Below are 26,766 nucleotides of genomic sequence, written 5' to 3' on the forward strand. Positions count from 1 at the left end.
AAAATATGAAAAAAGTATATTTTTATGCGACTTGTTTAGGAACAGCTGCTATGCAAGATACAATTTTAAATGCTTTAAAGCTTTTGCGTAGGGAAGGTGTTGAGATAATATTTAAGAAAAAACAAACTTGTTGTTCTCAGCCTTCATTTAATTCAGGATATTTTAAAGAAAGTAAAGAAATAGCCCTTTATAATGTAAATTTATTTGATGAGCCTTATCCTATAGTGGTTCCAAGTGGATCTTGTGCAGGAATGATGAGCCATGATTATTTAGAACTTTTTAAAGATGATGTGCATTTTGAAAAAGTAAAAGATTTTTCTCAAAGAGTTATAGAGCTTTCGCAATATTTAGATGAAGTTTTAAATGTTGATTATGAAGATAAAGGAGAGCCTATAAAAATTACTTGGCATTCTAATTGTCACGCTTTAAGAGTTCAAAAAAGTATTGATGCTAATAAAAATTTAATTAAAAGACTTAAAAATGTAGAACTTGTTCCTTTAGAATATGAAGAAGAATGTTGTGGTTTTGGAGGAACTTTTTGCGTAAAAGAACCAGAAATTTCAAATGCTATGGCTAGAAGTAAGATTAAAGATATACAAAACTCAGGAGTTAAATATTTAGTTAGTGCAGATGGGGGTTGTCTTTTAAATATTAGTGGAACGATGCAAAAAATGGGACTTGATATAAAGGCTATTCATTTGTACGATTTTCTAAATAAACGCTTACAAGGAGAGAGTCTATGAATAAAATTCCTCATGAAGAAATGGTTAAAATTAAACTTAATGATAAACAAATGCAAGAAAATCTCATAAATGCTATGCATACTTTGCAAAGAAATCGTCTTAAGGTAATTGATGATAAATTTAAAGATTGGCAAGGCTTGAGATCTAAAGCCAAACAAGCTAAAAACAATGCTTTAATGAGTTTGGAAGATAGACTTTTAGAATTTGAAAAAAATGCTAGTGCAAATGGTATGATAGTGCATTGGGCTGATACCAAAGAAGAAGCTTGTGAATTAATTTATGAACTAATGGTACAAAAAAATATCACAAAGATTCTTAAGGGAAAGTCTATGGCAAGTGAGGAAATAGGCTTAAATCATTACTTAGAAAATAAAGGTTTTAAAGCAATTGAAACAGATTTAGGAGAACTTATTTTACAATTAAATGGTGAAAATCCTGTTCATATAGTTGTTCCTGCAATCCACAGAAATCGTTATGAGATTGGAAAAATTTTTGAAGAAAAATTAGGTGCTACTTTAGAGAGTGAGCCTGAAAAACTTAATGCTATAGCAAGAAAACATTTAAGAAATGAATTTGAGGGATTAAAACTGGGTTTAAGTGGAGTAAATTTTGCTATGTCTAAAGAAGGAGCTTTTTGGCTTATAGAAAATGAAGGAAATGGTAGAATGTGTACCACAGCTCCTGATATCCATATAGCACTTTGCGGAATTGAAAAAGTAATGGAAAGTTTTGAAGATGCTGCTACTATGGTATCTTTACTCACTCCTTCTGCAACGGGACAATTTATTCCAACTTATAATAATATCATTACAGGTCCTAGAAAAAATGGGGAATTAGATGGACCTAAAGAAGTGCATATAATACTTTTTAATAACAACCGCACTAATATGCTTTCAAATGAAGATTATTATGAAGCGCTAAGATGTATAAGATGTGGAGCTTGTATGAATTTTTGTCCTGTTTATGATCAAATAGGAGGACATACTTATCAAACAACTTATCCAGGACCCATAGGAGAAGTAATTAGTCCTAATATTTTTGGTATTGATTATACAGGAGATATTTTAACATTCTGTTCGCTTTGTGGACGTTGCTCTGAAGTTTGTCCTGTTAAAATTCCTTTAGCAGATTTGATTAGAAAATTAAGAAGAGATAAGGTGGGACAAGGAGATAATCCGCCAATAGGTGCAAATTTAGTTAAACACAATAAAGCAGAAGCTTTTGCTTTTGCAAGATTTAAGGATCTAGCTACAAATGGAAATTTATGGAGATTTTCTTTATCAAAGGCCCATTATTTTAATTCTTTATTGCATAGTTTTAAAGATTCTTTACCTGTGATTAAAAATTGGAGTACTTTTAAAGAGTTGCCACAAATTAAGAAAGATTTATATAAAGAGATAGAAAAGCTTGAAGGAGTGATTTATGAGTAATAGAATTTTAGAACTTTCTTCAAAAAGCAAAGAGAGTATTTTAAATAAAATTAAAAATGCTTATAGCAAAAAAGATTTTACTTTTATTCCAAGTATTGATCCAATAGATCATATAAATACTAAAGATGATATGCTTAGTGAATTAAAACAAAAAATGAGTGATAATAAATACATAGTAGAAGAATGCTCCAAAGATAAGCTTGAAGAAAAGATCAATGAAATTGTAGCAAAGTATGATTATCAAAAAATGATTTATGGAAAAAGCTTAAATTTAGATTTATCAAAAATAAAAGCTAATGAAAAAATTTGTTTTGATAAAAATATAGAAGAGTTAAGAACTGAAGTTTTTCAAAGTGATTTTTCTGTAATACACGCAAGAGTAGGGGTTAGTTCCCATGGGGTAGCCTTAGTGCTTTCAAGCAAAGATCAACCTAGAATGCTTTCTTTAGCTCCAAAACTTTGCATAGTTTTACTTCAAAAGCAAAATATAGTAAAAAGTCTTAGTGAAGCTTTAAATTTAGCAAAAGAAGAAAATAAAACTTTACCAAGTAATATTTTATTTATTGCAGGACCATCAAGAACAGCTGATATAGAACTTATAACTGTTTTTGGAGTGCATGGGCCTCAGCAAGCTCATATTATCTTGTATTGATTTTTTTAAAATCAATACAAGATTTAAATCGCAATAGCTTTAATTTAAAATCTTTTTTAAATAAACGAAACATTATTTTAAATCTTAGTCTAAGATTTAACTTTTGAAGTAGTTCTTTTGTATGCAAATAAGAAAGAGGATAAAATTCAAGCATGTAAAAATCTGTGTAATAAGAACAAGCTTTAATCAAAAAACGATCTTTTTTATATTTTTGGTTTTGGCAAATGAAGTTAAAAATATTAACGGCAATAACACATAAACAATGTGCCTTAAAATAAGATCTTAAATCATTGTAATTATTAAAATATTCTCTTAAAAATTCTTGATTTTTGGGTAATTTCTTTGGAAATTTAGTATCTTGTTGGCTTTGAGTGATGGAATTTTCTCTAATTCTATAAACCATTAATTTTATATTTTCATAATAAATATTTTTGGCATTTAAAAACAAAATCGTTCCAAAGTCATGATCTTCATGATAAATACCATAAGTAAAACGAAGTTTATAAGAATTTAACATTTCGCTTTTAAAACTTCCTTGCCAAGCAAAATAAAAAAGATATAATGAATTATCTTTTAACAAATCAAGGCCATTTTTGTAAAAATTCTTCTTAGTATTTTTTAAAATATCAGTATCTGGATGAGTGATAAAAGTTTTTTTGTGTTCTAAGAATTCTTTAAAGGAATGTATAAAAATATCTAGTTTTAATTCAAGCATTTTTTTAACACAAGTTTCAATGCAATCTTTTTCTAAATAATCATCAGAGTCTAAAAAATGTATAATTCTTTTAGGTAGTCTTTGTATGATTAATTCATTAATATTTTTTAAAGAAGTTTTAATATAGCGCGATTGAGCTGTGTTTGTAAAAAGAAAATTAATTTTTTCATTTTTTATGATTGTTTGATCATAATTAAAAGAATTTGTGTTTAAATAGCTTTTAATTTTAATTTTCTTATTGCTTTGAAAATATGTTCTTAAAGGGCTTTGCTTAATAAATTCTAATCCCATATTTCTTGCAGAACTCAAACCACCATTCTTTTTGGAAATAAGAAAAAACCTTTTATCTTTTTTTACATAATTTTGTGCTATTTCTAAGCTTCCATCATCACTTCCATCATCAACTAAAATAATATCTAAATGAGTATAAGTTTGATTTATCACACTTTTTAGACATTGTTCTAAATAGTTTTTTGTATTATAAATAGGAATTATAATTGAAACTAAAGGTTGCATAAAACACCTTTTTTAATTTTTCTTTTAATTTTCAAATAAAATATATAAAAGTTTATTTTATTTTTAAGAAATTTATATTTAAAGTATGAAATTTTATTTAAATTATAATAATATTTAAAAATTTCTTTTTTAAGATGAAAAGAAAAGTATCTAATGATAAATTGATTTAAATTAGAATTTTGAAGTAGGATTAAAATTTTTTCACAATCTTTCAAATTACTTTGCAGTTGTTTTTTGATTCTTCTTTTCATAATGGAATTTTCATTAGTATTATAAAAATATCCTATGAAATTAGCAGTTTTTATACTAGGATCTATAAGAAATGCAAAAACTAAAAGATCCTCTGCCATAGTTAGTTTTAAAGAAAGATCAAGTTTTTGAAGATTTTTAAAATAAAAGTCTTTTTGTATGAGACAAAAACAAACATTCCAAGAAATCCCCTTATGATACATCATTTTATTTTTTAATTCTTCATAATTTTTATAATTTGGTAAATTTTTTTCTATACCCCCCCCCCATTTCATCAATTTTAGCAAAGCCAAATCTTAATAAATTGGCTTCTTTAATCTCTTTTAAAGCTAGCTCACAAGCATTTAAAGCTAAAGTATCATCAGGATCTAAAAACATTATATAAGGCGAGTTTGAGTTTAATGCTCCTACATTTCTACTTGCAAAGGTTCCTAAATTCTTCTCATTATGAATAATTTTAATTCTTTTATCTTTTAAAGCTTCTTCTTTAGCTATTTTAATACTACTATCACTTCCTAAATCATCTACTACAATAATCTCTATATCTTTAAGACTTTGATTTATACAACTATCTAAAGCTTTTTTTATATATTTTTCTACATTAAAAGTTGGAAGTATGATAGAGATTTGAGGCATTTTTAACCTTTATGTAAGTTATTTATTTGTTTAAAAATCCCTATAAATTTTTAAATTATGATTATTCTATCAAAAAAACATTTTTTTAAATTAAAAATTAAATGATTATATATAGTAAAAATTTAATTTTAAAATATTAAAATTCGTTTTTAATATTAAAGGAATAAAATGGATTTTTCTAAAATAAGTGTTATTATGATAGTAAAAAATGCTGAACTTACTTTAAAAGAGTGTTTAAATTCTTTACTTTGCTTTGATGAGATTATTTTGGTTGATAATCAAAGCTCGGATAATACTTTAAAAATTGCTTATGAATTTAAGGAAAAATTTCCTGCTTTGCATATTAAACAAAGCGAATTTATCGGTTTTGGACCTTTAAAAAATTTAGCACTTTCTTATGCTAAAAATGATTGGATTTTAAGTATTGATGCAGATGAAGTTTTAGAAAAAGAGTGCATTGAAGAGTTAAAAAAACTTGATTTAAAAGAGCAAGATATTTTAGCTTTAGTGCGTAAAAATCTTTATAAAGGAGAATGGATTAAGGCTTGTGGATGGTGGCCTGATTATGTTTTGCGTATTTTTAATAAAAATTTTACTAAATTTAATGATAATTTAGTTCATGAAAGCCTAATATTGCCATCAAAAACTCAAAAAATTTATCTTCAAAATGGGTTAAAACACTATGCTTTTAATGATATTTCACATTTAATTGATAAAATGCAAAGATATTCTTCACTTTGGGCAAAACAAAATTTATATAAACAAAGTAGTGTATTTTTAGCAAGCTTAAAAGGATTTTGGACTTTTTTTAGAAATTATTTTTTAAAAAAAGGTTTTTTATATGGATATAAAGGTTTTATAATTAGTATTTGCAATGCTTTAGGAGCCTTTTTTAAGTATATGAAACTTTATGAGTTAAAACTTTTTAAACCAAAAACTTGTACTTTAATTATCACAACTTATAATGAGCCAAAGCGTCTTTCTCTTGTACTTGATAGTGTTAAAAATTTAAGTTTAATGCCCAATGAGGTGATTATTGCAGATGATGGATCTAAAGAGGATACAAAAAATTTAATTGAGAAATACCAAAAAAATTTTCCTTGCCCTTTAAAACACTCTTGGCAAGAGGATAAAGGCTTTAGAGCGGCTACTAGTCGTAATAAAGCTATTGATCTTTCTAATTATGATTATATTATTTTAATTGATGGAGATATGATTTTAGAAAAAGATTTTATCAAAGATCACTTAAAATTTGCACAAAGAAACTTACTTTTGCAAGGTTCTAGAACTATTTTAAATGAAGATGAAACTAAAGATATCCTAGAGAACAATGATTTTAAAATAGTCTTTAATAAAAAAGGCTTTAAAAATAAAAAAAATAATTTTTTAGCCAATTTAATTTATAAATTTTCAAAAATTGATAAAAAATTCTTTAAAAAATATGAAATTATAAAAGGAAGCAAAACTTGCAATATGAGTTTTTATAAAAGTGATTGGCAAGCTATCGGTGGTTTTAATGAGAATTTTGTTGGTTGGGGTAGAGAGGATAGTGAATTTGTAGCAAGGTTTTTATTTAATAATGGCAATTTTAGAAGGCTTAAATTTAATGCTTTGGCTTATCATATTTATCATAAAGAAAATACTAAAAATATGCTTGAAATCAATCATCAGATTTATTTAGATACTATAAAAAATAAAAAAATAGATTGGAGATGAATGAAAATTTTGCTTATTATTGGAGATATCACCTTAAAGGGAGGAGCTGAAAGAGTTGTAGTAAATTTAGCAAATCTTTTTTATGATAAGGGTTTGGATATTGAAATTTTAAGTTTTTATAAGGAGAATGAAAAGCCTTATTTTTTTATCAATCCAAATATAAAAATTAGTTTTTTTCATCAAAAATCACATAATGAAGTAAAAAAAGGTCTTTATAAACTTGTTTATAAGTATTATGAAAGTTTTGTTATTAAAAATAAGTATAAAGATAAAGATTATATTATTTATAATAATTGCACACAATTTCCTTTTTTTAAAAATAAAAATACACATTATTTAAAAATCCATCATTCTAAATTTAAAGCATTTAAAAGAGATAAATTTTTTGATACCTTAATAATTCTTTCTTCTAAAGAGCTTAGTACTTGGCAAAAATATCATAAAAACGTAAGAGTTATACCCAACTTTTTATCATCTTTGCCAAAAGAAAATGCAGATTTAAAACAGAAAATTATACTTTCTATAGGTAGAATAACAAATGAAGATCAAAAAGGTTTTTTTAGACTTTTAAATATATGGAAGATTATTCAAAAAGAAAATAATGGGGGGGGGTATAAGCTTCATATAGTAGGAGAGGGAGAAGCTAGAGAAAGACTTTTGGATAAAATAAAAAAAGAAAATATTAAAAATGTGATTATAAAACCTTTTACAGAAAAAATTGAAAAAGAATACTTAAGTGCAAGTATTTATGTAATGACAAGTTATTTTGAAGGCTTACCTATGAGTTTGCTTGAAGCTAGTTCTTTTGCCTTACCTTGTATTGCTTTTGATATAAATTCTGGTCCTAGTGATATTATAGAAGATGAAAAAAGTGGATTTTTGGTTAAAGATGGAGATTTAGGAAAATTTGCTTTAAAGTTAAAACTTTTAATGAATGATTCAAATTTGCGTAAAAATATGGGAGAAAAAGCAAAAGAACTTATAAAACTTAAATTCTCTAAAGAGGCTGTTTTTAAAAAATGGCAAGAAAACTTATCTTAACTCGTGCTTTAGTTTTTTAAAAAAATTATAAAATTTAATTTTCTTTTTAAGTAATTTATATTTTAAATATGAAATTTCGTTTAAATCATAAGATAATTTAATAATTTCTTTATAAAGATAAAAGCTAAATTCTTTAATGATAAATTGTTCTAAATTTGAATTTTTAATTATGTTTGTAATTTCTTTATAATCTTTTAAATTTTTTTGTAGTTGTTCTTTAGTTTTTTTTAAAGTTAAAGAATTTTCGTTAATCCTATAAAAATATCCTATAAAATTAGCAGTTTTTATACTAGGGTTGATAAGAAATGCGAAAGCTAAAAGATCTTCTGCCATATTTATTTTATAAGAAGATAGATGTTTTATAGTATGAAGATAAAAATCTTTTTTAAATAAAATTCCCCAAATATTCCATAAGTATTTATAAGAGGATTGTTCTATAATATTTTTTAATTCTTCATAATTTTGATAATTTGGTAAATTTTCTTCTATACCCCCCCCCATTTCATCAATTTTAGCAAAGCCAAATCTTAATAAATTAGCTTCTTTAATCTCTTTTAAAGCTAACTCACAAGCATTTAAAGCCAAAGTATCATCAGGGTCTAAGAAAGTAATATAACGAGAACTCGCATAAAGTACTCCTTGATATCTAGCAGCTAGTAAGCCTAAATTCTCTTTATTGTGAATAATTTTAATTCTTTTATCTTTTAAAGCTTCTTCTTTAGCTATTTTAATACTACTATCACTTCCTAAATCATCTACTACAATAATCTCTATATCTTTAAGACTTTGATTTATACAACTATCTAAAGCTTTTTTTATATATTTTTCTACATTAAAAGTTGGAAGTATGATAGAGATTTGAGGCATTTTTAACCTTTATAGTATTTTAAATTCTAAAGACTTAAGAATTTAATTTTTTAATTTTATCAAAATTATTTAATAAAAATTTAATAATATAAATTAAATAATTCTTGATTTATGACTATATTTTTTATAATGAAAAATAATTTTTAAAAGCTTTAATATTACACTAAAGCTTCCTTTATTGGATTTTCTAGCATAAAAAATACTTTCTCCTAAAATACAGCAAAGTCCAAATTCTTCATCTTTTATTTCTTTAATATATTCTAAATATTTTTTATCATTTTTATTTTTTATAAGTGAAGCAATTTTAAAAAATTTAAAATCATTATAGAATTTTAAAGCCATAAAACCTAAGGCAGCAATATATAAATATTCTTTAATATTATTTTTTTCTTCTAATAATTCTTTATTAAAGATAGGAGTTTTATTTACCATTTCCCACCAATGGTCATTGATATTTTTTCCATTAGCATCTATATAAGATTTTAAATATTTCCAAGGTTTTTCACCATAGTGTAAAATTTTAGGATTTTTAAAACTTTGATTAAATTCTTCTCTAGTAAAATTGAGTCTATTGGAATTTTCATCTCTACAAATAGCATAAGCATAGGTGATAATGCTAAAATTATAAGCAAAATCTAGTTTTAGAATTTGATTTCTTAAAACAAAATTTAATAAATCTTGATCAGCTGCTTTAATATAAAAGCATTTTTTGGCAAGCTCATGAGTTTTTTCTTCAATTTTTTCTTTTTTATATTTTTCAAAGTTAATTAGCAAAAATCCTGCATTAAAATAATTTTGATCAAAATAAAAAGTTATTTTTTTATTTTTTTCTTTAAATTTAATTTTTCTTTTTTTAGAGCCAGGATCATTTACACAAGCTATAATTTTATCTTTTAAATCTAAGGCAAAAAGCTCTCTAATATCAAAAAAACATAGCATATCAGAATCAAGATAAATACAATTTTTAACATTATTATCTAAAATAGAATTAATTTTTAATCTATAATAAGATAAATAATTACTATGTGCCGCTCCTGATTTTGGAAAATCTTTAAAAAATTCATCTTCAAAAATATGAATTAAAATTTTACAAGGATAAATACTATTTAATTCTTTTTCGAAAAATTGGAGTTTTTCTTCTGTTTGAGGGCTTATAAAGTTGCTTAAAATATGAAAAATATAACCTTCTTTTTGTTGCTCTTTGTTTAATGTATCAAATTTTAAATAAGAATATGAGTCAAGAGTATTGTTATTTTTTAAAGGTATAAAATCTTCTTTATCACAGAAATCTTTAAATTTCTTTGATAAATCAGTATTTTTAATGATGCTTGTTATTAAAACAGCGCTATACTTAATATAGTTTTCATCAGCACTCATAATAATATGGAACATTTTTACTCTTAGAATCTTGTCCCAAGTGTGAATTCAAAAGTATTTGTATCATCACCTTTCTTTTTATTAAGTGGTTTAGCAAAGATGAGTTGTAAAGGTCCAATAGGAGTTATCCATTCTATACCAACCCCTGTACTCATTCTTTTGATTTCATCAAGATTTACTTTCCCTATCATACCATAATCGAAGAATACACTACCACGCAATTTAATTCTATCTATAAGAGGAAAGCTAAGTTCTACAGAATTTGCAAAAGCTATGGTTCCGCCTATTTCATCTCCCCAACGATTTTTAGGGCTTAAAGTTCTATTTTCAAAACCGCGTACAGATTGAATTCCGCCTAAATAAATTCTTTGATTAATAGGAAGATAACCTGTATCCCATACTTTATAAAAACTTGCTTTATAGCGATATATAAGATCATATCCTATAAAATCTTGTAATCCTTGATAGAAATTAAACCTTGAACTTGAAGAAATAAATTTTTGCTCTCCTCCAAGTCCAGCAAATTCTAATCCAGTTGAGATAATGAAACCTGAACGTGGGAGATAATAATCATCCGTATTATTAAAACCGATAGTTGGAGTTATAGAACTTTTTGTAGTTTCTCCAAGGCGATATCCAGTTCTTTGAAGAGTAGGACTTAGTTTATAGATATTACTTTTTTCAAGATTATAAGTTAAACTTGCGCTAAAATATCTTGCAAATTGTCTTCCTACTGTAATATCAAAACCATAATTTCTTTCAGAATAATTATCCCATTCATAATTACTTGAATAAATTGATCCTCCAAGGCTATATCTTGAGTCTAAAACTCTTGGATTTACAAGAGAAATTCTTCCAGAAAGAGTTTCATTATCTTTATCAACATTAACAGAGCTTTTAATACCAGAACCAAAGATATTAGTATCAGATAAAGAAGCATTTAGGAGTATTCCATTACTAGAGCCATATCCTATACCACCTGAAATAGTTCCTGTGGAAGTTTCTTTAACTTCCACAATTAAATCAACATGAGTATCATCTACTTTTTCTTCTTTTATGTTAACATCTTCAAAATAAGATGTTCTTTTTAAAGCATTTCTAGAATCATCTAAATCAGTGCGGTTATATAAATTTCCTTCTGTAAGATAAAGTTCTCTTCTAATAACTCTATCTACAGTTCTTGAATTGCCTGAAATGATAACATTTCTAATATAAACTTTTTCATGGGGTGTTACTTTAAAAACAATAGAAGCTTCTTGAGTTTGATCATTTTTTTGTATATCTGGGAAGACTTCGACAAAAGCATAACCAAGATTTGCGCTTTGGGTTTCTAAAGTTTTGATATCTTTTCTAATATTTTCTATATTGATAGTTTTATTAACTTGCGATTTTAAGTCTTTGATAGTTTTTTGATTGCTTTTTTCATCAAATAAAGGATTTTCTATGGTAATTTCTTTAATTTTATAAGGCTTTCCTTCTTGGATAAAATAAGTAAGATTTGCTTGATAAGTATCTGTATAAGTTCTTAAAAAAGGCTCTGAAACTTTAACATCTAAATAACCTTTTTTCATATATTCATCACTTATGCGTGCGCTATCATTACTTAATTCAAAAATTTTTAATTTTCCATCATTTCTTCCCCACATCCAACCCATAAATTCTTCTTCTTTATTAACAATGACAGGCTCTATATCAGAATAAGAAAACTTCTTTGCACCACTTAAATAAACATTGTTAATAATGATATTTTCGCCTCTATTAACAATAAATTCTACTTCTAAACCATCTGTATTTTCTAAACTTTTTTTCTTAAATTCTACAGTAGTATCAAAAAAACTTCTTGATTCATAATAAGACTTAATTCTTTGACTTGCTTCTTTAATGCTCGCTTCATCAAATAAACTCCCTTTTTTGATGCCTAAAATACTTTCAATTTGCTTTCTATCATTTGAAACTACTCCAGTAATGGTTATTTTAGCAATTGTAGGTTTTTCTGTAAGTATAATATCTATAATTCCATTTTTTTCTTCAACGGCAATATTGTTAAAATAATTTTGTTTGTATAAATTTAAAATTGCTTGATTGATATCTTCTTCTTTGAGCGTATTTCCTACTTTTAAGCCACTAATACTTAAAGCGGTTTCATTAGAAAGATGATAAAGTCCGCTAAATTTGACTTCTTTAATAACAATAGCATTGGAAAAAGTACAAAAAACACAAATACCGATTAATTTTTTCATTTATTTTTGCCTAGATTCATGAAATTTCTTTTTTAAAGAGTTTTATCTTAAATGATAGCAAAAAAAATTTAATAGTTTTTAAAAGTATTAAAATTACATTATTAATTTTTACAATTTATGCTAAAAATATTAACTTAAATTTAATAAAATTATTTTTGAAATTTAATTATTTAAATATTTTTGGATTGTGCAATGGCTCAAAAAAGAAAAGGAAAAAAATTTTTATTTATTTTTGTTTTGGTTTTTGTTGTTTTATTGGGATACTTTTTAAGTAGTTTAAGTATTTTTGAAAAAAATAAACCAGAAATTTTTGTTAATGATGTTATTTATAGTAATTTAAAAGATCCTATTTCAGTACGCGTTAAAGATAATGAAAGTGGATTAAAAAGTATAAAAATCACTTTAAAAAAAGATTCTAATGATTCAGGTATTGTTTTAATAGATCAAAAAATAGATCAAAAAAATGATATCACTTTAGAATTTAATCTTCCTAAGCTTGCTTATAAAGAAAAAATTAAGTCTTATATTATGGAAATTGAAGCATATGATGCAAGTTTTTGGAATTTTTTTACTGGAAATTATATCCAAAAATCTGTTTTTATAGATATAGATGATATAAATCCTGAAGTAAAAGTTTTAAGTAACTCCTATCAAATTGAGCAAGGTGGAGTTGCTAGTGTTGTTTTTAAAGTAGAGGATAAAAATTTAGATCAAGTGTATATTCAAACAGATAAAGGGAAAATTTTCAAGGCTATACCTTATATTAAAGAAGGTTATTATGCTTCTTTAATTGCTTGGAATGCAAAAGATGATTATTTTAGAGCTTATATTATAGCCACTGATAAGGCAGGAAATTCTACAAAAGAAAGAATAAGATATTATTTTGTAAATAGAAAATATCGCGTTTCTAATATCAATTTAAGTGATAAATTCTTAGATACTAAAATAAATTTTTTAGCTTCAGCAAATATGAGTAAAGATGATGCTTCTAAGTTAAGTAGAACGCAAAAATTTAAATTTGTAAATGAAACTTTAAGATTTTCTAATGAGAACTTAATTTATAAAATTACCTCAGAAGTTCCAGAAGAGAGTGTAAAAGATTTTAATTTAAATCTTTTTTTACCACTTAGAAATGCTATGAAAGTAGCTGATTTTGCTGATCATAGATCTTATTTTTATAATGGTGAGTTTATAAGTAGCGGATATCATATGGGATTAGATTTAGCAAGTACAGCTTTTGCTCCAATTATTAGCAGTAATCCAGGTAAGGTTGTTTTTGCTGAAGATAATGGAATTTATGGTTTAAATATAATTATTTATCATGGTTTTGGAGTTTATAGTCTTTATGGACATTGCTCTTCTAAAAATGTTGATGTGAATGAAAATGTAAAGAAACAAGATGTTATAGCAAAAACTGGAACTAGTGGTTTGGCATTGGGTGATCATTTACATTTTGAAGTATTGGTCCAAGGTGTGCAAACAAGACCAGAGCAATGGCAAGATAAAATATGGCTTAAAAATAATATTTATAAAGTTTTAGAAGATGGAAAAAAAATAATTTTAAGCGAGAAATAAGTATGAAACAATTAACTATAGCAAAATCTGTAAAGGGTGTAGGAATAGGACTTCATAAAGGAGAGCCAATAGAAATTATTTTAGAACCATTAGAGGCTAATAGTGGTATAGTTTTTTTTAGAAAAGATCTAAATATTTCTTATAAGGCTGAACCAGCAAATGTGATCAATACTCAAATGGCAACAGTTATTGGAGATCATAGAGGATATATTTCTACAATCGAACATTTAATGAGTGCAATTAATGCTTATGGAATCGATAATATTCGCATAGTTTTAAATGCTAATGAGGCTCCTGTAATGGATGGAAGTAGTATTAGTTTTTGTATTATGCTTGATGAAGCAGGTATTAAAGAACTTGATGCTCCTAAAAAAGTAATGGTAATTAAAAAAGCTATTGAGGTAAGAGATGGTCATAAATTTGTAAAACTTATACCAACAAAAGAACCAAAGATTAATTATACAATTAAATTTGACAATGCTGTAATTGGAGAGCAAAATTATTGTTTTGAATTTAGTAAAAAAAATTATATAGAAAATATTGCAAGAGCTAGGACTTTTGGATTTTTAAAAGATGTTGAAAAATTAAGATCTATGAATTTAGCACTTGGAGGTAGTTTGGAAAATACTATCGTTATTGATGATAATCGCATCTTAAATCCTGAGGGCTTAAGATTTAAAGATGAATTTGTGCGTCATAAAATTTTAGATGCTATTGGAGATTTAACTTTACTTGGATACAGGGTTTTTGGAGATTACATTTCTTATGCAGGAAGTCATCACTTAAATCATTTGCTTACAAAAGAACTTTTAAAAGATGAGCAAGCTTATGAAATCATTACTCTTGAAAAAGATTATGAAAAAGATTATGAAAAGGTTTTTGCATAGAAAATTTAACCCTTTTATTAAATGCTTTATCAAGCCCTTTAATGCTTGGTATTTATAAAGAAAATATTTTAATTAAAAAATATACAAGCGATGAAAAAGCTAGTGAATTTTTACCAAAAATTTTAAATTCTTTATTAAAAGAGTTTAAAATTTCAAGGTTGATTTATGCCAATGGACCTGGATCTTATATGGGTATTAAAATTTCTTATATGAGTTTAAAGACTTTAAGCATAGTTAAAAATATTCCTTTGTATAGTATAAGTGCTTTTGAACTCAATGATTTTAAACCCATCAAAGCGAATAAAGATTTTTGTTTCGTTTTTAAAGAGGGTGAAATTATTTTAGAAAAAAATATTCCAGGTGACTTTTTTTTGCCTTTAAATTTAGATAAAATTAACATAAATAACAATAATTTGCCTTTTTATTTTTTAGATGTAATTTAGGATGTATTGTGAAAATTTTAGTTCCTGCTACAAGTGCGAATTTAGGACCAGGATTTGATTGTTTAGGGCTTAGTTTAAAACTTTTTAATGAGGTAGAAATTAAAAAAGCTTCCTTAACTAGCATAAGCATTAATGGAGAAGGAAGTGATAATATTTATCTTAAAAAAAATAATCTTTTTCTTTCTGTTTTTAATGAAATTTATAAAAAATTAAATGGAAAAAAAGAAAATTTTCAATTTATATTTCATAATAATATACCATTATCTAGAGGTCTAGGAAGTTCATCAGCTGCGATTGTCAGTGCTATAAGTGCAGCATATTTAATGTCTAATTTAAAATTAAATAAACAAAAAATTCTCAATGAAGCATTAAAATATGAAAATCATCCAGATAATATAGCTCCAGCTGTTTTTGGTGGTTTTGTTTGCTCCTTGGTAAAAGATAAAAAAGTATTAAGTATTAAAAAAGAAATTGATGCTAACTTAAGAGCTGTCGTGGTAATTCCAAATACTACAATGAGTACAGAAAAGAATCGTCAAATTTTACCTAAATCTCTAAGTTTTAATGATAGCGTTTTTAATTTAAGTCATTCATCTTTTTTAACAGCCTGTTTTTTAGAGAAAAAATATGACTTATTAAAATTTGCAAGTGAAGATAAATTGCATCAATTAAATAGAATGAAAAATTTACCGGAACTTTTTGAAGTACAAAAATGTGCTTTAAAAAATAAAGCTTTAATGAGTACTCTTTCAGGTTCTGGATCTAGTTTTTTTTCTTTAGTCTATGAAGAAGATGCGCAGTTTTTATTTCAAAAGATGGAAGAAACTTTTCCTCATTTTAAAATAAAACTTTTAGAATTTGATAATAATGGGCTTGAAATTTGCTAAAAAATATAAAAAAAAGATATAATTTTGAGAAATCATACACCTATTAGAATGTGCATTGTTTGCAAAGAGCGTTTCAAACAAGAATCATTATTTAGATTTAAAGTTATTTCAGGAAAAATTGAACCTCATTTTAAATGCGGACGCAGTTTTTATCTGTGTTCTAAGTGTATTTTAAAAGAAGATAAAATTTTGCAGAAAGCATTTTCTAAAATGTGTAAAAATTTAACTATGAAAATTACTCAGCAGGATTTAAAGGAGATATTTTTAGATGGCAAAAGTTAGAATTTATGAAATTGCAAATGAAGCAGGATATTCAAGTAAAGAGATTATAGAAAAAGCAAATGAGTTAGGACTTGATATAAAATCAGCATCAAATGCTGTTGATCCAGAGGTTGCAGCTGCAATTTATGAATACATACAAACTAAAATTATTCCAGAAGCTTTTAAAAAAACTCAAGCCCCTGCTAAAAAAGAAAAAAAAGAAGTTAAAAAAATAAAAAAAGATCTTAAACAAGAAGAAACTAAACAAGAAGTTAAAGCAAAAACACAAATCAAACAAGAAGAGCAAATTCAAGCTAAAGAAGAAAAAGAAAGTTTAGCTAGTGCAACCTTAGCAAAACGTAGAGGACTTGTGATTGTTAAAAAGAAAAATAATGAAATCAATAGCGAAGAGAAAAAAGAGGAAGTAAAATCTAATACAACCCAAGAACGCATTAGTTTATCAATGATTTTTTCTAACAATGAAGAAAATGCAAAACCAGTTAAGAAAAAAGATAAAAAGCCTTTTGTCGCAACAAAAAAAGAAAATACACAAAAAATGGATTTTTTAAGTGATCACGAATTTGCAGATATTTCTTTAGAAGATGAAGATGAGGTAGTTTTGCCTGATTTTAGTGTTAAAGAAGAGGAAAAACCTCAAAACACTATAAAAAAACCACCTAATTTTTTACGTCAAGCAGTTGGAAATTCTGCTGGTTTTGGTATGGAAGGAGGTATTCAAAGAAGAAGTCGCAAAAAACCTCCTAAAAAAGTTGAAAAAAAAGAAAATACAGCTATTACTAGTATAGAAATTCCAAAAGAAATTAGAGTATATGAATTTGCTGATAAAATAGGAAAAAGCACAGGAGAAATTATTTCAAAGCTCTTTATGCTTGGAATGATGACAACAAAAAATGATTTTTTAGATGAAGATGCAATTGAAATTTTAGGTTCGGAATTTGGCATAGAAATTAATATTATCAATGAAGCAGATGAATTTGATTATGTAAAAGATTATGAAAGCGAAATTGATGAAAAAGATTTAGTTGCTAGAGCCCCTGTGGTTACCATTATGGGACACGTTGATCATGGTAAGACTTCTTTGTTAGATTATATTAGAAAATCACGTATTGCAAGTGGTGAAGCAGGTGGGATTACTCAGCACGTTGGTGCTTATATGGTTGAAAAGAATGGGCGTAAAATTACTTTTATCGATACTCCAGGTCACGAAGCTTTTACAGCAATGCGTGCAAGAGGAGCTAGTATAACTGATATTGTTATTATTGTTGTAGCTGCTGATGATGGAGTAAAACCTCAAACTAAAGAAGCTATAAATCACGCAAAAGCTGCTAATGTACCTATTATTATAGCGATTAACAAAATGGACAAAGAAGGCGCAAATCCTGATATGGTAAAAACGCAACTTGCTGAACTTGATATTATGCCAATTGATTGGGGTGGAAATTATGAATTTGTAGGAGTTTCTGCTAAAACAGGAATGGGTATTGAAGATTTGCTTGAAATAGTGCTTTTACAAGCTGATATTTTAGAGCTTAAATCAAACCCAAAAGCTTATGCAAAAGCAAGCATTATAGAAAGTTCTATTCAAAAAGGTCGTGGTGCAGTAGCTACTATTATTGTTCAAAATGGAACTTTAAAAGTTGGGGATACTATTGTAGCAGGAGAATCTTATGGAAAAGTACGTGCTATAAGCGATGATCAAGGTAAAACTTTAAAAGAAATTAAGCCAGGTGAATGTGGTGTTATTATAGGGCTTAGTGAAGTTACAGATGCTGGAGAAATTTTAATCGCTGTAAAAACAGATAAAGAAGCAAGAGAATATGCTAATAAACGTCACGAATACAATCGTCAAAAAGAATTAAGCAAATCGACTAAAGTTAGCATTGATGAGCTTGGAGCTAAGATTAAAGAAGGCAATATCAAAGCTTTACCAGTTATTTTAAAAGCAGATGTACAAGGAACTCTTGAAGCCTTAAAATCATCTTTAGAAAAATTAAGAAATGATGAAATTAAAGTTAATATTATTCATAGTGGAGTAGGAGGTATCACTCAAAGTGATATAGAGCTTGCAAGTGCAAGTGAGAATTCTATAGTATTAGGCTTTAATATACGACCAACAGGCGAAGTTAAAGAGCGTGCTAAAGATAAAGGCGTGGAGATTAAAACTTATAATGTAATTTACAATCTTTTAGACGATATAAAAGCCTTGCTTGGTGGTATGATGAGTCCTATTATTTCAGAAGAACAACTTGGACAAGCAGAAATCAGACAAGTGATCAATGTGCCAAAAATTGGACAAATTGCAGGTTGTATGGTAACTGAAGGAGTAATTAATCGTGGGGCTAAAATTCGCCTTATTCGTGATGGAGTTGTAGTGTTTGAAGGCAATGTAAGTTCTTTAAAACGCTTTAAAGATGATGCTAAAGAAGTAGCTAAAGGCTATGAGTGTGGTGTTGGGATACAAGGGTGTGATGATATGCGTGTAGGTGATTATATAGAAAGTTATAAAGAAGTTGAGGAACAAGTTAGTTTATGAATGTAGCTGAAATTAAAAAGCTTCGCACAGAAAGTATTTTAAAAGAGCTTATCCCAGAAGCTTTAGCAAATTTAGATGATGAGAATTTGAAAAATCTCTGCGTGGTAGATGTAGAGTGTAAAAAAGGCAGATACGATGCTTTTGTATATCTTGATAAAATGTTTTTTAACACTCACGAACAAGAAAAGATTTTAAATTCTTTAAAAAAGGCTAGCAAGGCTTTGCAAAATTATTGTATGAGCGAGCAGGGTTGGTATAGATGTCCAAATTTTCATTTTAAATTTGATGATAGATTAGAATATCAAAACCATATAGATGCTTTATTTGAAAAAATAAAAAAGGAAAAAAATGAATCTTGAAGCTTTATGCAAAGAAGCGGGACTTGATTTTTATGATGATGAGCTAGTTAGTGAAAATGGTAAGAAAATTTATCGTGTTTATGTGATGAAAAAAGGTGGGGTAAATTTAGATGATTGTGCAAGATTAAGCGAAATTTTATCCCCACTTTTTGATGTTGAACCGCCTGTGAATGGGGAGTATTTTTTAGAAGTATCCTCACCAGGGCTTGAAAGAAAGCTTACTAAATTAGATCATTTTCAAAAAAGCATTAATGAACTTGTAAAAATCACTACCAATGAAAAAGAAAAATTAGAAGCAAAAATTATCTCTATTGAAAATGAAAATATAATTCTAGAAAATTTGGAAAATAAAGAAAAAATTACCTTAAATTTTAATGATATTAAAAAAGCTAGAACTTTTATCGTATGGTAAAAATTTAGATTTCTAAATTTTTTGATATTAAATATTAGAAAGGTTTATTTATGAATATAAATTCAATTAGTGATTATGAAGAATTTTTAAAGAAAATTTATGAGAAATATAGAAGCAAACTTTTAGAATTTAAAAAAGATGAGATAGAATCTTATAAAAATAATAAAGAAATTAAAAAATTAAAGACAAAAGAAAATTATAATTTTTATGTTGCTAGAAATTCAAAGTCTATAGTATCGTTTGTTGATTCAAGTAAAGAACTATGCGATACATTTACTATAGATAATTTTTTAAATAAGTTAAAGAATATTGATGATAAGCAGATTAGATCTTATAATCCTATTATATATAAAGATATTTTAGAAAACAACGGTTTAGTTTCAGATAGTTCAGATTATTTTTTAGTTCCTTCAAATCCAGATAATTTTTCCCTTGAAGATTATTTTAATAACAATAAAGATGAAGATTTAAGATGGGGCAAAAGTGGAGGATCGGCTCTTTTAAATATGAAATCAAATAATAAAATATTTTTTTATACATCTAAGGAATCTAAAATTTGTTTTTATGGTGTAATAAAGGAAGTTAGAGAAGATGGAGAATTTATTATTAATAAAATTCAAAAATTAGAAAAAACTATAGACTTAGATGAGGCTAAAGAATATAATTTTACTCATCCTCAAAAAAATCAAAATTTCTCTAATTTATTTATTTTAAATTATTTATTATTAGCAAATAATTTAATATTTAATAAAGGTCAAAATATACCTTTAAATCAAATTCTTTATGGACCTCCAGGTACAGGAAAAACTTATCATACTATAGATAAGGCTTTAGAAATTTTAGGTGAAAATATAGAAAGTAGAGATGAGAAAAAAGCAAAATTTGATGAATATGTAAAAAATGGGCAAATAGTCTTTACAACTTTTCATCAAAGCTATGGATATGAAGAATTTGTAGAAGGTATAAAGCCTGATTTAGATAAAAAAAATAAAAATGAAAATTCACAAATTAATTATAAGATTAAAGATGGAATTTTTAAAGAACTTTGTCAAAAGGCTTTAGAAGCTTTAGAACAAGATTTTAAAAAAAGTAAAGATAGTTTTTTAGAACATTTTAAAGAGGAGAAAAAAATAAATCTTGAAGGTAAAGAATTTAGATTTGAGGAGCCGAATAATTTATGTATTAAAAATTTAAAAATACATCTTAATTATGTTAGAAATATTATTGAAAAGATAGGATATAATAAACCCCAAGATATTATAAGCTTTATACAAGAAATTATACAAGTTAAAGATAATCCAGAAAATATTATCAAGCACTATGAGATTATTATAAATTATTTTTATAATGAGTATTTTAAAATAAAGAAATTTATCATAATCATTGATGAAATCAATCGTGGTAATGTAAGTAAGATTTTTGGCGAGCTTATAACTTTGATAGAACCTAGTAAAAGATTGGGCAATAAGGAAGCATTAGAATTAACTTTGCCTTATAGTGGTGAAAAATTTGGAGTACCTAAAAATGTATATATTATAGGCACTATGAATACAGCTGATAGAAGTATCACTTCTCTTGATACAGCTCTAAGAAGACGTTTTGAATTTGTTGAGATGATGCCTGATGTGAGTGAATTATCTATAGATTGTGAAGGTATTAATTTACAAGAGTTATTAATAGCTATAAACACTCGCATAGAATATTTACTAGATAGAGAAAAAACTATAGGTCATGCATTTTTTATAGGTGTTGAAAATTTAGAAGGTTTAAAAAAGGTATTTCAAAATAAAATCATTCCACTTTTGCAAGAGTATTTTTATAATGATTATGCTTTAATTGATGCGGTTTTAAATCATAATGGCATGATTAAAATTGAAAATGAAAATGAAGAAAATGCTAAATATCTTCAAAAAATAAAAAATTTAGACAATGTAGATAGCGAGAAAGTTATTTATAATATTACTTCATTTGATAATAAAATTTGGAATAATATAAAAACATACCAAGCTATTTATGATGGAGAAGAACAAGATAAAAATGAAAAAAATGAAGAGTAATACTTTTTCTATCATCGAATATCAAGCCTTTAATATTGATGATTTAATAAAAGCATTTTTAAAAGGTAAAAATGAAAAACAAGAAGATAAAGAAAATATAGAGCAAAGAGCCAGAAAATTTTATCAAGAACTAGAAGATTTTACAAAAAATAATGAAAATCTTCTAGGTTTTAAAAATAAAAATACCCTAAAAGCTAAAAATTATGTAGGCATTATCCAAACTAAAAGCGGAGTTTTAGAAATTTTACCAAAATGCACAAATTTAGAAAGTTATAAAGATAGTACAGATAGTTTAAACATAGCAAAAGAAAAGTTAAAAAATGCCTATGTAATAAATAAGAATAATGAATTATTTACGAGGTTTAGTTATTTTCAAGATTATAAAATTTTAAAAATTAGCAAAGCAAAAGATTTGAAAAATATCAAAGTAAAAAAATGGTATAGTTTAACAAAAGTAAATTTTAACCCTAAAATTCTTTTAATCAATTTACTAAAAACCTTAAAAAATTCTCCTTTTAAAAAATCACAAATTTCATCTTTGCAAAGTTCTAAAATGCCATTATTTGAAATTTTTATCACGATGTTTTTAGATGAATTTGATAGCGTGTATAAAAAAGGCCTAATGAGATCTTATGTAGATTATGAGAGTAATAGAGCTTTTTTAAAAGGAAAACTACTTTTTAGTGAGCATATTAAACAAAATCTAGTTCATAAAGAAAGATTTTTTACAAGTAGTGATGAGTTTGTTTTAGATATAGCACCAAACCGCTTAATAAAATCTACTCTAAATTTCTTAAAATCCAAAACAAGTATGAATAAATTTAGACTCATAAAGTCCTTACAAATGCTTGATGAGGTGGAATTTTCTAAAAATTATGAAAAAGATTTTAGCTATAAAATTTCAAGACATTTTGATTATTATGAAAACTTGCTTTTATGGTGTAAAATTTTCTTAAAAAATGAAAGTTTTATGCCTTATTATGGTAAAAATGAAGCCTTTGCTTTACTTTTTCCTATGGAAAAGCTTTTTGAAGATTATGTGGCGTATATGCTAAAAAAAGCAAATCCAACTGAAAATATTAAAACTCAAAGCAGTGGAAAATACTTGATTTCAAAAAATGATGAAAAATGTTTTATGCTAAAGCCTGATTTATATATAGAAAATACAATGATTTTAGATACCAAGTGGAAAATTCCAGATAGTGATGAAGATAAAAAGCAGGGCATAGTACAAAGTGATTTGTATCAAATGTTTGCTTATGCTTGTAAATTTAAAATTCATGATATTAAACTCATATATCCTTTGTGTGATAGAACAATGAAATTAAAAGAAAAATTTGAAAGTCCTTTAGTATTTAATGCGGGCAAACATTTTTGGTTTGAATTCGAAAAGCACTATTCTAAACGAGATATAAAAGTTCAAGTGCTTTTTGCGCCCCTACCTTTTTAAAAATTTTCCTATCAAATGTATTAAAAATCCAAAACAAGCTACAGCTATGATACAAGCACCGCTTGAGAGATTAAGATAATAGCTAAGCATAAGTCCTAAAATACAAAAAATCATACTTAAAAAACTTGCTAAAATCATAATAAAACCAAGTCTTTTGCTAAAATTTTCAGCAATAAAACTTGGGATACTAAGTAAGGCCATAACTAAAATAAGCCCCACAAGACGTATGGAAATAACTATACAAAAAGCCATAAGCGCAATTAAAAGATAATGAAAAAAGTTTATATTAACACCACGAACTTTTGCAAATTCAGCATCAAAACTTAAAGCTTCAAATTGTCTATAAAATAAAACTATCAAAACTATTACTATTATATCAACTATAGCCATAAGCCATAGATCTTGTATTCCTATGGCTAAAATACTTCCAAAAAGATAAGCCATTAAATCCGTGTTGTAATTAGGACTTAAATCAATTAATATAATGCCAACAGCCATTCCAAAAGCCCAAATTACAGCAATAATGTTATCGCTTCTATATTCATAATGCTTAGCTAAAAAGGCCACTAAAAAAGCTAAAAATAAAGTAAATATCCCAGTGCTTAATAAAATAGGCAAAGAAAAATAAAAAGCTATGCCTATGCCTCCAAAAGCTCCATGCGTTATACCACCAGCCATAGAAAAAAGACGATTTATCATTACTAAAGTCCCTATAACTCCGCAAGCTATACTGACTAAAAATGCTCCCAATAAAGCGTTTTGAAAAAAAGTGAAATTTAAAATTTCAAACATAATTTTCCTTTGAAAATTTCAAACAAAAATTTTCTTTTTTAAATTCGGTTTTTCTTAAATTTCTTCTTACAAATTCTTGTTCGCATAACTTCTTGCTATTACAATTTTTTTCATTGCAAAAACAAGAATTTAAACTCATTTCCACATCACAAAAATGAGAATGATTTTCGTATAAATGCTTTAAAAATAAACTTTTTTCTTTCTCTTTGGCGTTAGTATGTAAAAAAAGCTCTTTATTTAAATGAGCGATTTTATCACTATAAGCAAGCACTAGATTAATATCGTGGCAAATGAGTAAAATTCCTACACCTTTTTGATGCAAAGAACTTAAAAGTTCAAAAATTTGTATAGCAGATTTATTATCAACACTTGCAGTTGGCTCATCTAAAATCAGCATTTTGCATTCACTTGCTAATGCTCTTGCAATAAAAACGCGTTGTCTTTGCCCGCCGCTTAAAGAATTTATTGTTTTATTCCAAAAATTTTCCATTCCTACGCTTTTTAAAGCTTGCATAGCTTTTTCTTTATCTTCTTTGCTGTAAAAACCAAAAATTTTTTTACTTATAAGTCCCATAAGAACAATTTCAATTACTCTTGGATAAAAATTAGGATTTGCTAAAGTATATTGAGGAACATAACCTATTTCTTTTCTTTGAATAGCTTGAAATTTGATCTCATTTTTAGATTTTAAAAGTCCTAAGATAAGTTTTATGAGGGTTGATTTTCCTGCACCATTTGGACCTATGATAGAAAGAAAGTCTTTGTTATCATAATTTAGATTGATATTTTTTAAAACTATTTCATTTCCATATGTATAATTAAGATTAGAAATTTCAAAAAAAAGCATTAAAGACCTAATTATAGATTTTTAGAAAAGGCATCAGCTGTTTTTAAAAGTTCATTTTCCCAATCATAAGACAAATGATCTATTTTATAAATTTGCGCATCACATTCTTTTGCCAATGTTTTTGCCGCATTTTCAGGAAAGCCACTTTGAACAAAAATGACTTTTATATTTTTATTTTTTATTAGAGTGATTAGATTTTGCAAATCTTTGCTTTTTGGTTCTTTGCCTAGAATTTCTACGGGAATTTGTATAAGATTATAACGTTTTGCAAAATATGTCCAAGAAGGATGATAAACTACAAATTCTTTATTTTTTAATTTTTCTAGTTTTGATGCAATTTGCAAATTTAAACTATTTAACTCTTTTAAAAATTGATCTAAATTTTGTTTATATAAATTTTTATTTTGTGGATATTTTTGACTTAAAGCATCATAAATATTTAAAGCCATAGTTTGCACTAAGATAGGATCAAGCCAAGTATGAGGATCAAAGTGTTCATGCGAATGTTCATGTCCATGAGAGTGATCATGTAAATGTTCGTGCTCATCATCAGTTTCTAGTAAAGTTATATTTTTTTGTATATTTACAACTTGAAGTTTTGGGAAATTTTGTTTAAATTTATCTATAAAAACTTTTTCAAATTCTAATCCTATGGTAAAATAAATATCACTTTTTTCAAGATCTTTCATAGTGCTTGGTTTAAATTCAAAATTGTGTTCATTACTATTTGGTGGTAATATTATATTGATATTTAGAGTATTTGCGGCTATTTTCTTTACAAAAAATGCTTGAGGAGCTATGCTAACACTAATTAAAGGTTTTGCTTGTAGTATTAAAAAAGAAAAACATAATAATATAATTTTTTTCATTAGATTGACTTTCTAGAATGTTTTTAAAGATTTTTAAGTCTTATAGTATAGCAAACAATCGTTTAATTTTTTTTAATAAAAAATAAATTTTTATTTGATAAAATAACGGCTTTGAAAAAAATCTTTAATTTAAGGAGTTTTATATGAGCTTAAAATTTAAGGTTTCTTTGGTTGCAAATTTAATTGCAATTTTTTGCTTAGGTTTGCTTGGAATTATAACTTACATTTTTATTAATAAGAGTATATATCATGAAGTTGTAAATGCTGAAACAAACTATATTAAAGTTGCAAAAAATTCTATGATAAATTTTTCAAAGAACAATTCTGATACTCTTGAAAATTTTTCAAAAAGAATTTTGTCATTTTCTTATAATCAATTAAACAACCAACAAGCTTTGATGGAAAATATAGGAGATGATTTAAAATTATTAAGAGAAGCTGGAGGATTTTTAGCAGCTTATATTGCGCAACCAGATGGTGAGCTTGTTGTAAGTGATACAGATTCTGATGCTAAAGGAAAGAATTTTGGTATTTATGGTAAAGCTGATAATTATGATGCAAGAACAAGAGATTATTATCAAGAAGCTTTAAAAACAAATGGAATTTATATAACCCCTTCTTATATTGACATAACTTCAAATCTTCCTTGTTTTACTTACTCAAAGGCTCTTTATAAAGATGGTAAATTTATAGGAGTTTTAGCAATTGATGTTTTGGTAGAAGAATTGCAAAAAGAATTTGAAACTAATCCAGGAAGAACTTTTGTTTTTGATAAAAACAATAAAGTTTTTGCTTCAACAGATAAAGAACAACTTAAAGAAGGTTACAATATAGACCAAATTGCAAATATTGCTAAAACAAAAGCTGATTTAGAACCTTTTGAATATCAACGTGCTGATGGCTCACAAAGATTTGGAATTTGTACTAAAATTGGAGATTATACTGCTTGTATAGCAGAATCATTGGATGTGATAAAAAGTTCTGCAAATAAAATGGCTTATATACAAATAATAGTTGTTATTATAATGATAGCACTTAGTATCATATTGCTTTACGTTATCCTTTCTAAACTTCTCTCCCCGCTCACCACTATCCAAAATGGTCTTAACTCATTCTTTGATTTTATTAATCATAAAACAAATAATGTATCAACCATTAATATAAAAACAAATGATGAATTTGGTCAAATAT

The 26,766-nt window shown here is 26.2% G+C and carries 25 protein-coding genes; 16 read left to right on the plus strand and 9 right to left on the minus strand.

What is annotated here, in order from left to right:
* Positions 1 to 5: 5 nt before the first annotated feature.
* From GQV94_RS01970 to GQV94_RS01980, 3 genes are read left to right on the plus strand one after another with little or no spacing between them, the layout of a single operon-like run.
* On the plus strand, positions 6 to 743 hold the full coding sequence (locus GQV94_RS01970; RefSeq protein ID WP_200169291.1) for a (Fe-S)-binding protein: 738 nt from the start codon (positions 6 to 8) through the stop codon (positions 741 to 743).
* Complete coding sequence (locus tag GQV94_RS01975) at positions 740 to 2,173, plus strand: LutB/LldF family L-lactate oxidation iron-sulfur protein (RefSeq protein ID WP_200169292.1); 1,434 nt, start codon at positions 740 to 742, stop codon at positions 2,171 to 2,173. The genes GQV94_RS01970 and GQV94_RS01975 overlap by 4 nt, the downstream gene beginning before the upstream one ends.
* Entirely contained in the window at positions 2,166 to 2,825 is a 660-nt protein-coding gene (locus GQV94_RS01980; protein ID WP_200169293.1) for a LutC/YkgG family protein, read from the plus strand. The genes GQV94_RS01975 and GQV94_RS01980 overlap by 8 nt, the downstream gene beginning before the upstream one ends.
* Here the strand turns inward: GQV94_RS01980 and GQV94_RS01985 are convergent.
* From GQV94_RS01985 to GQV94_RS07750, 3 genes are read right to left on the minus strand one after another with little or no spacing between them, the layout of a single operon-like run.
* Complete coding sequence (locus tag GQV94_RS01985) at positions 2,812 to 4,056, minus strand: glycosyltransferase family 2 protein (protein WP_200169294.1); 1,245 nt, start codon at positions 4,054 to 4,056, stop codon at positions 2,812 to 2,814. The genes GQV94_RS01980 and GQV94_RS01985 overlap by 14 nt on opposite strands.
* Positions 4,044 to 4,580 carry a hypothetical protein gene (locus GQV94_RS07745; RefSeq protein ID WP_234126294.1) on the minus strand — a complete coding sequence of 179 codons (537 nt, stop codon included), beginning with the start codon at positions 4,578 to 4,580 and terminating at the stop codon, positions 4,044 to 4,046. The genes GQV94_RS01985 and GQV94_RS07745 overlap by 13 nt, the downstream gene beginning before the upstream one ends.
* Positions 4,537 to 4,941 (minus strand): glycosyltransferase family 2 protein, encoded by a 405-nt coding sequence (locus tag GQV94_RS07750; RefSeq protein WP_234126296.1) that lies wholly within the window; start codon positions 4,939 to 4,941, stop codon positions 4,537 to 4,539. The genes GQV94_RS07745 and GQV94_RS07750 overlap by 44 nt, the downstream gene beginning before the upstream one ends.
* A 168-nt stretch (positions 4,942 to 5,109) precedes the next feature.
* On the opposite strand from GQV94_RS07750, the gene GQV94_RS01995 reads away from it, so the two are divergent.
* Entirely contained in the window at positions 5,110 to 6,657 is a 1,548-nt protein-coding gene (locus GQV94_RS01995; protein WP_200169295.1) for a glycosyltransferase family 2 protein, read from the plus strand.
* Positions 6,658 to 7,698, plus strand: a complete 1,041-nt coding sequence (locus GQV94_RS02000; protein ID WP_200169296.1) for a glycosyltransferase family 4 protein — start codon at positions 6,658 to 6,660, stop codon at positions 7,696 to 7,698. It abuts the gene before it with no gap.
* Here GQV94_RS02000 and GQV94_RS02005 read toward each other — a convergent pair.
* The 3 genes from GQV94_RS02005 to bamA form a co-directional block, all read right to left on the minus strand.
* A complete protein-coding gene (locus GQV94_RS02005) occupies positions 7,690 to 8,565 on the minus strand; it encodes a glycosyltransferase family 2 protein (RefSeq protein WP_200169297.1) in 876 nt (291 codons plus the stop codon). The genes GQV94_RS02000 and GQV94_RS02005 overlap by 9 nt on opposite strands.
* A gap of 93 nt (positions 8,566 to 8,658) precedes the next feature.
* Positions 8,659 to 9,957, minus strand: coding sequence for a glycosyltransferase family 8 protein (locus tag GQV94_RS02010; protein WP_200169298.1), 1,299 nt, complete (start codon positions 9,955 to 9,957; stop codon positions 8,659 to 8,661).
* Between the two features lie 8 nt (positions 9,958 to 9,965).
* Entirely contained in the window at positions 9,966 to 12,182 is a 2,217-nt protein-coding gene (gene bamA, locus GQV94_RS02015) for an outer membrane protein assembly factor BamA (RefSeq protein ID WP_200169299.1), read from the minus strand.
* Positions 12,183 to 12,374: 192 nt separating this feature from the next.
* Between bamA and GQV94_RS02020 the strand changes: the two genes are divergently transcribed.
* Genes GQV94_RS02020 through GQV94_RS02065 form a run of 10 tightly spaced genes read left to right on the plus strand, consistent with a single transcriptional unit; the run spans position 12,375 to position 23,067 of the window.
* Positions 12,375 to 13,757: a M23 family metallopeptidase gene (locus GQV94_RS02020; protein WP_200169300.1), complete on the plus strand. Its 1,383-nt coding sequence runs from the start codon at positions 12,375 to 12,377 to the stop codon at positions 13,755 to 13,757.
* Positions 13,758 to 13,759: 2 nt separating this feature from the next.
* A complete protein-coding gene (gene lpxC / locus GQV94_RS02025; protein ID WP_200169301.1) occupies positions 13,760 to 14,644 on the plus strand; it encodes a UDP-3-O-acyl-N-acetylglucosamine deacetylase in 885 nt (294 codons plus the stop codon).
* Positions 14,645 to 14,685: 41 nt separating this feature from the next.
* On the plus strand, positions 14,686 to 15,087 hold the full coding sequence (locus tag GQV94_RS02030; RefSeq protein ID WP_200169302.1) for a tRNA threonylcarbamoyladenosine biosynthesis protein TsaB: 402 nt from the start codon (positions 14,686 to 14,688) through the stop codon (positions 15,085 to 15,087).
* An 8-nt stretch (positions 15,088 to 15,095) separates the two neighbouring features.
* The gene (gene thrB / locus GQV94_RS02035) at positions 15,096 to 15,974 is read left to right on the plus strand and encodes a homoserine kinase (RefSeq protein ID WP_200169303.1); all 879 of its coding nucleotides are present in this window, start codon (positions 15,096 to 15,098) and stop codon (positions 15,972 to 15,974) included.
* 24 nt (positions 15,975 to 15,998) lie between these two features.
* Complete coding sequence (locus tag GQV94_RS02040) at positions 15,999 to 16,256, plus strand: DUF448 domain-containing protein (protein ID WP_234126298.1); 258 nt, start codon at positions 15,999 to 16,001, stop codon at positions 16,254 to 16,256.
* A complete protein-coding gene (gene infB / locus GQV94_RS02045) occupies positions 16,243 to 18,789 on the plus strand; it encodes a translation initiation factor IF-2 (RefSeq protein WP_200169304.1) in 2,547 nt (848 codons plus the stop codon). The genes GQV94_RS02040 and infB overlap by 14 nt, the downstream gene beginning before the upstream one ends.
* On the plus strand, positions 18,786 to 19,148 hold the full coding sequence (gene rbfA / locus GQV94_RS02050; protein ID WP_200169305.1) for a 30S ribosome-binding factor RbfA: 363 nt from the start codon (positions 18,786 to 18,788) through the stop codon (positions 19,146 to 19,148). The genes infB and rbfA overlap by 4 nt, the downstream gene beginning before the upstream one ends.
* Positions 19,138 to 19,560: a ribosome maturation factor RimP gene (gene rimP / locus GQV94_RS02055; protein ID WP_200169306.1), complete on the plus strand. Its 423-nt coding sequence runs from the start codon at positions 19,138 to 19,140 to the stop codon at positions 19,558 to 19,560. Before rbfA ends, rimP begins: the two co-directional genes overlap by 11 nt.
* 50 nt (positions 19,561 to 19,610) lie before the next feature.
* Positions 19,611 to 21,617, plus strand: a complete 2,007-nt coding sequence (locus GQV94_RS02060) for an McrB family protein (protein WP_234126300.1) — start codon at positions 19,611 to 19,613, stop codon at positions 21,615 to 21,617.
* Positions 21,607 to 23,067, plus strand: coding sequence for an McrC family protein (locus GQV94_RS02065; RefSeq protein WP_200169319.1), 1,461 nt, complete (start codon positions 21,607 to 21,609; stop codon positions 23,065 to 23,067). Before GQV94_RS02060 ends, GQV94_RS02065 begins: the two co-directional genes overlap by 11 nt.
* On the opposite strand, the gene GQV94_RS02070 is transcribed toward GQV94_RS02065, so the two are convergent.
* Genes GQV94_RS02070 through GQV94_RS02080 form a run of 3 tightly spaced genes read right to left on the minus strand, consistent with a single transcriptional unit; the run spans position 23,056 to position 25,575 of the window.
* Complete coding sequence (locus GQV94_RS02070; RefSeq protein ID WP_200169307.1) at positions 23,056 to 23,859, minus strand: metal ABC transporter permease; 804 nt, start codon at positions 23,857 to 23,859, stop codon at positions 23,056 to 23,058. The two genes, GQV94_RS02065 and GQV94_RS02070, sit on opposite strands and share 12 nt — an antisense overlap.
* The gene (locus tag GQV94_RS02075; protein WP_200169308.1) at positions 23,852 to 24,706 is read right to left on the minus strand and encodes an ABC transporter ATP-binding protein; all 855 of its coding nucleotides are present in this window, start codon (positions 24,704 to 24,706) and stop codon (positions 23,852 to 23,854) included. Before GQV94_RS02075 ends, GQV94_RS02070 begins: the two co-directional genes overlap by 8 nt.
* 11 nt (positions 24,707 to 24,717) lie before the next feature.
* The gene (locus GQV94_RS02080; protein ID WP_200169309.1) at positions 24,718 to 25,575 is read right to left on the minus strand and encodes a metal ABC transporter solute-binding protein, Zn/Mn family; all 858 of its coding nucleotides are present in this window, start codon (positions 25,573 to 25,575) and stop codon (positions 24,718 to 24,720) included.
* A gap of 143 nt (positions 25,576 to 25,718) precedes the next feature.
* Between GQV94_RS02080 and GQV94_RS02085 the strand changes: the two genes are divergently transcribed.
* Positions 25,719 to 26,766: PDC sensor domain-containing protein (locus tag GQV94_RS02085; RefSeq protein WP_200169310.1), on the plus strand; the 1,048-nt coding region annotated here is incomplete at its 3' end.

This window comes from Campylobacter sp. TTU_617 (assembly GCF_016599045.1).
Classification (GTDB): Bacteria; Campylobacterota; Campylobacteria; order Campylobacterales; family Campylobacteraceae; genus Campylobacter_D.